At 29.4% G+C, this 5,244-nt stretch carries 5 protein-coding genes and 1 pseudogene; 4 read left to right on the top strand and 2 right to left on the bottom strand.

Annotated elements, in window-relative coordinates:
• Positions 1-1,077, top strand: a 1,077-nt coding sequence (locus ACTG3S_RS06460) for a CNNM domain-containing protein (protein ID WP_439128546.1), incomplete at its 5' end; no start/stop codon positions are given.
• 50 nt (positions 1,078-1,127) lie between these two features.
• Here the strand turns inward: ACTG3S_RS06460 and hflX are convergent.
• Positions 1,128-2,339, bottom strand: coding sequence for a GTPase HflX (gene hflX / locus ACTG3S_RS06465; protein ID WP_439128547.1), 1,212 nt, complete (start codon positions 2,337-2,339; stop codon positions 1,128-1,130).
• Positions 2,340-2,635: 296 nt separating this feature from the next.
• On the opposite strand from hflX, the gene ACTG3S_RS06470 reads away from it, so the two are divergent.
• Positions 2,636-3,610: an endonuclease gene (locus ACTG3S_RS06470; RefSeq protein ID WP_439128548.1), complete on the top strand. Its 975-nt coding sequence runs from the start codon at positions 2,636-2,638 to the stop codon at positions 3,608-3,610.
• Here the strand turns inward: ACTG3S_RS06470 and ACTG3S_RS06475 are convergent.
• Positions 3,607-3,846 (bottom strand): hypothetical protein, encoded by a 240-nt coding sequence (locus tag ACTG3S_RS06475; RefSeq protein ID WP_439128549.1) that lies wholly within the window; start codon positions 3,844-3,846, stop codon positions 3,607-3,609. The genes ACTG3S_RS06470 and ACTG3S_RS06475 overlap by 4 nt on opposite strands.
• Before the next feature lie 115 nt (positions 3,847-3,961).
• Between ACTG3S_RS06475 and glpQ the strand changes: the two genes are divergently transcribed.
• Both glpQ and ACTG3S_RS06485 read left to right on the top strand, forming a co-directional pair.
• Positions 3,962-4,939 (top strand): glycerophosphodiester phosphodiesterase, encoded by a 978-nt coding sequence (glpQ, locus tag ACTG3S_RS06480; protein ID WP_439128550.1) that lies wholly within the window; start codon positions 3,962-3,964, stop codon positions 4,937-4,939.
• A 94-nt stretch (positions 4,940-5,033) separates the two neighbouring features.
• Positions 5,034-5,244: pseudogene (locus ACTG3S_RS06485) on the top strand (hypothetical protein); the annotation flags it as partial.

The following is a 5,244-nucleotide window of genomic DNA, read 5'->3' on the forward strand; positions in this document are numbered from 1 at the left end:
TTTCTATGCTCTATTTTAGAAGCTGTATTATTAAGTATTACCCCAACATTTATCAATCTTAAAAAAAGTGAAGGTTTAGATTATGCAAACTCTTTAGAAACACTTAAAAAAGATGTAGACAAACCTTTAATTGCCATTTTAACTATAAATACCATTGCACATACTGTAGGTGCCATTTTAGTGGGTGTGCAAGCAAAAGTTGCGTATGCAGAAATGTACGGTACGGCAAGCAGAAGCATTTTTGGGATTCAAATCACAGAAGATATTATGGTCGGTATTGTATCTACAATTATGACAATTTTAATTTTAGTAGCTTCTGAAATTATACCGAAAACCATTGGGGCAACCTATTGGAAACAATTGGCAAATTTTACTTCTAAAGCTTTAAATGTGATGATTTTTCCTTTAAAATATACAGGTATTTTATGGGTTTTACAACTGACTACCAAATTAATAGGTGGCAAAGGTCATGGTAGTATTTTAAGTAGAGAAAGTTTTTTGGTGATGGCAGATATGGCTGAAAAAGAAGGTGTTTTTCAAAAAAATGAAAGTAAAGTGATTAGAAATTTACTAGGCTTTAAAGAAATTAAAGTAAATGATGTAATGACACCAAGGGTTGTTTTAGAAATTGCTGATGAAACTCAAACTATTAACTCTTTTTATGAGGAACATAAAAAATTACATTTTTCTAGAATTCCTGTTTTTTCTGAAAACCCAGATGCTGTTACTGGTTATTTTTTAAAAGATGATATGTTAGAAGCTATGATTAATAAAAAAGGAAATGAAACTTTAGCTTCTATAAAAAGAGATATTTTAATTACGGATAGAGAATTATCGATTCCTGATTTGTTTGACAAACTAATTAAAGAAAAAGAACATATTGCTTTGGTTGTAGATGAATATGGCTCTGTAAGTGGTATTGTTTCTCAAGAAGATGTTATAGAAACGCTATTAGGTTTAGAAATTATGGACGAGACTGATAATGTTGCAGATTTACAAGCTTTGGCCAGAAAATCATGGGAAAATCGCGCCAAAAGAATGGGAATTATTGAGGATGAGAAGTCTAATGAAAAATAATATATACTAAAAAATCCTACAAAACTTAATTTAAGCTTGTAGGATTTGTTTTATTCTTCCTCCTTATATTCGTAATACAGAAAGTCGTTATAAGGAAAACGTTGAATGTGAATCTTTTTTACTTCTTCGTACGTTTTTTCTTTAAAATCTTCTAAATTTTCTTTGTTTAAAGCAGAAATAAAAATAGATTCTACTTCTTTATCATTCATCCAAGTTTTTTTCCAGTCTTGTAAGGTATAATGTTCTTTGGTTTTTTCGGTTACCAAATCATCTTCTTCAATATCTTCATGTTCATAAGCATCAATTTTATTAAAAACCATTAACGTTGGTTTGTCATCGCATTTAATATCTGCCAAAATAGTATTTACAGAGGCAATATGATCTTCGAAATTGGGATGAGAAATATCTACTACGTGTAACAATAAATCTGCTTCGCGAACTTCATCTAAGGTAGATTTAAAAGATTCTACCAATTGGGTTGGCAATTTTCTAATAAACCCAACTGTATCTGTCATTAAAAAAGGAATGTTTTTAATAACCACTTTACGCACTGTAGTATCTAATGTTGCAAAGAGTTTATTTTCTGCAAAAACATCACTTTTACTAATTACATTCATTAAGGTAGATTTACCAACGTTGGTATACCCAACTAAAGCAACACGAACCATTTTACCGCGGTTTTTACGTTGCACAGCCATTTGTTTGTCTATGGTTTTTAGTCGTTTTTTTAATACCGCAATTTTATCTCTAATGATACGTCTGTCTGTTTCTATTTCTGTTTCTCCTGGTCCACGCATACCAATACCCCCTTTTTGTTTGTCAAGGTGCGTCCAAAGTCTGGTTAATCTTGGTAATAAATATTCGCTTTGTGCTAATTCTACTTGTGTTTTTGCAGAACTTGTTTGGGCTCTTTGCGCAAAAATGTCTAAAATTAAGTTGGTTCTATCTAAAATTTTACAGTCTAAAATTTTCTCTATATTTCTTAATTGTGCTGGCGATAATTCGTCATCAAAAATGGCAGTACCTATTTTATGTCTTTCTATGTATTGTTTTACTTCATCTAATTTACCTGTTCCTAAAAATGTTTTAGGGTTGGGTTTATCCATCTTTTGCACAAAACGTTTTACAGGAACACCACCGGCAGTTTCTGTTAAAAATTGTAATTCATCTAAATATTCTTCCGATTTTTCTTCGTCTTGAAGTTGTGTAATAATACCAATTAATACAGCTTTTTCGGAAATGGCTTCTTTTGCGTCTATCATAAGTTACAAAAATACAAAGATTTAAAAATATAAAGGCATAAAAAAAACCTTAGCAGTTGCTAAGGTTATTTTTTAAATAATTCAAATTCAAATACAGAAAGTTTACTAGGTTTTCTGCGGTACAAAGTTATAATTTCATTTTTAATATTTTTCTTAAAACTATATTAAGAAATTCTTTTTTTTATGTTAAGAAATTCTTTTTATACTAAAAATTAATTTTCAACTAAACTAGAGTTTAGTTGGTTTTATATTTACAACAATTCGTTTTTACTTACTTTTACTATCAAATAACAACTATGTTTCCTTCTTTACAATCTAAAAAACAACAAAAAGACATTTCTACAATTGGTTTTTATAATGTAGAAAATTTATTTGATACTATCGACAATCCAAAAACGTTAGATGATGATTTTACAAATAGTGGTAAAAAAAAGTGGAATCATAAGCGTTATCAAATAAAGATTAAAAAACTAGGCTCAGTCATTTCTCAGTTAGGTTTAAATAGGTCTAAATATCCGCCAGCAATTGTGGGCTTGGTAGAAGTTGAAAATGCGAAAGTTGTAAGTGATTTGATACATTCTACCCATTTAAAAAAACATTATTATGGTTTTGTTCATCATGATTCGCCAGATGAACGTGGAATTGATGTAGCACTTTTGTACGATAAAAAAGCTTTTGAACTTTTAGGTTCTGAAACGTTTGTTCTAAATCTAGAAAACGAGTTGGGAGAAAGAGATTATACTAGAGATGTTTTAAAAGTTACAGGAAATTTAAAAGGTGAATTAGTGCATATTTTAGTAAATCATTGGCCTTCTAGAAGAGATGGTGCTGAAATCACCGAACATAAAAGAATAAAAGCTGCTGAATTAAATAGAAAGATTATTGCTAAAATTAAAGACACTAATTATAATGCTAAAATTATAATTATGGGCGATTTTAATGATGACCCAACCAGTAAAAGTTTACAAATTTTAACTGATACTGATTTTTTAAATCCTATGAAAGCCTTGTTGAATCCAGAAAAGACAGGAACTACAACTTATAATAAAAAGTGGAATTTATTCGATCAAATTTTGCTTTCCAAAAACTTTTTAGAAAAAAAAGAAGGGCAATTTTATTTTAAACACGCAGAAGTTTTTAATAAAAAATGGTTAAAAGTATTTAGAGGAAAATTAAAAGGAAGTCCTTTTAGAACCTATATTGGACCTTGGTATCAAGGTGGTTTTTCAGACCATTTTCCTGTCTACGTATTTTTAAAAAAGGAAGATTAACCTTTACCTTGCTGTCTAAATGCGTTTCTTAGTTTATCGTCATTAATAATGTACTTTTTGTACTTGCCATCTTTGTATCTATAGTAAATAAAAATGGGCATAAAAATAAAAGACAGATACAAAACACCTAAACCCATTACAATTTTTGCTTTTTCGTGTTCGTTATTTATCAAATAGCCACCAATTGCCATCCAAACTAAAAAAACAATAAATAATACGATTAATACTTTTTTCATACTACAAAACTACAAAAAGTCTATCTTTATTTTTAAATTAAAACTAATAATGTCTTTTGATTACAATTGAGATACATAGTCTTCAATTGCGTTCCACCACACAAAATCCCAGAATATGAAATCAATTTTATTATTTTTGACAGTAATTACACTATTTTCTTGTGATAAAATGAAACCAAAATCAGAAAAAATGAGTAAAAAAGTAGTGATTGCACATAGAGGTGCCTCTGGTTATTTACCAGAACACACTATGGAAGCCAAAGCAATGGCGCATGCAATGAATGTAGATTTTATAGAACAAGATTTAGTGCTAAGTAAAGATGATGTGCCCATTGTGATACACGACATCTATTTAGATGATGTAACTGATGTTGTCACAAAATTTGCAGAAAGAAAGAGAAAAGATGGCCGATTTTATGTAATCGATTTTACTTTTGAAGAACTAAAAACACTACAAGCAACTGAGCGTTTTAACCCAAAAACAGGCGAACAATTTTATAAAAAGAGGTTTCCAAAAGGATTGGGAAATTTTAAACTACATTCATTAGAGGAAGAACTGCAACTTATTAAAGGTTTAAATAAAAGTAAAGGTAAAAATATTGGAATTTATCCAGAAATTAAAGAACCAGAATTTCATAAAAAAGAGGGCAAAAAACTCACTGAAATTGTTTTGAAAATTCTTTCTGATTACGGCTACAAAACCAAAACAGACAACTGCATTTTACAGTGTTTTGATGCAAAAGAGTTAGAAAGAATTCGTAAAGAATTAAAATCTGAATTATTTTTAGTTCAGTTGATGGAGTTTCCTGAAGAAACGAAACAACTTACACATTTTGCGACGTATGCAGACGGAATTGGACCCTGGTACAAACTAATTTTGAGTGAAATTGTAGATGAGAAACACACCTTTACTTCTTTGGTTTCAGATGCGCATCAATTAGGTTTAAAAGTACATCCTTATACATTTAGAGCTGACCAATTAGCAGAGTTTTCTTCTTTTGAAGAAATGATGCAAGTACTTTTAATAGAAGCGAATGTAGATGGTGCTTTTACGGACTTTCCTGATTTAATGGTTGATTTTTTAGATAACTAATTTTTAGAATATTGATAATTTCTTTTTTTTAAGAATCTACTAAAATTACTTGTGTATTTTTATGAATATCTAACCATATTTTCCATGTAAAATATTGGCAGCTCAAAAGACAAAACCTACATTTGATAAAATTTGTATCTCTGTGGATTTAATACGATATCATATATATCAAGATAACAATACTTTAAATATTTTTAAAGCTGATACTACTGAAGTTATTTACTCTTCTTTTTGGTATATGGAGTTTGGAAAAACCTGCGCAGAAATAAAAGATGCGAAAGAGAATATCTTATTTTCAATCACTA

Source organism: Polaribacter sp., assembly GCF_965656025.1.
GTDB lineage: Bacteria > Bacteroidota > Bacteroidia > Flavobacteriales > Flavobacteriaceae > Polaribacter.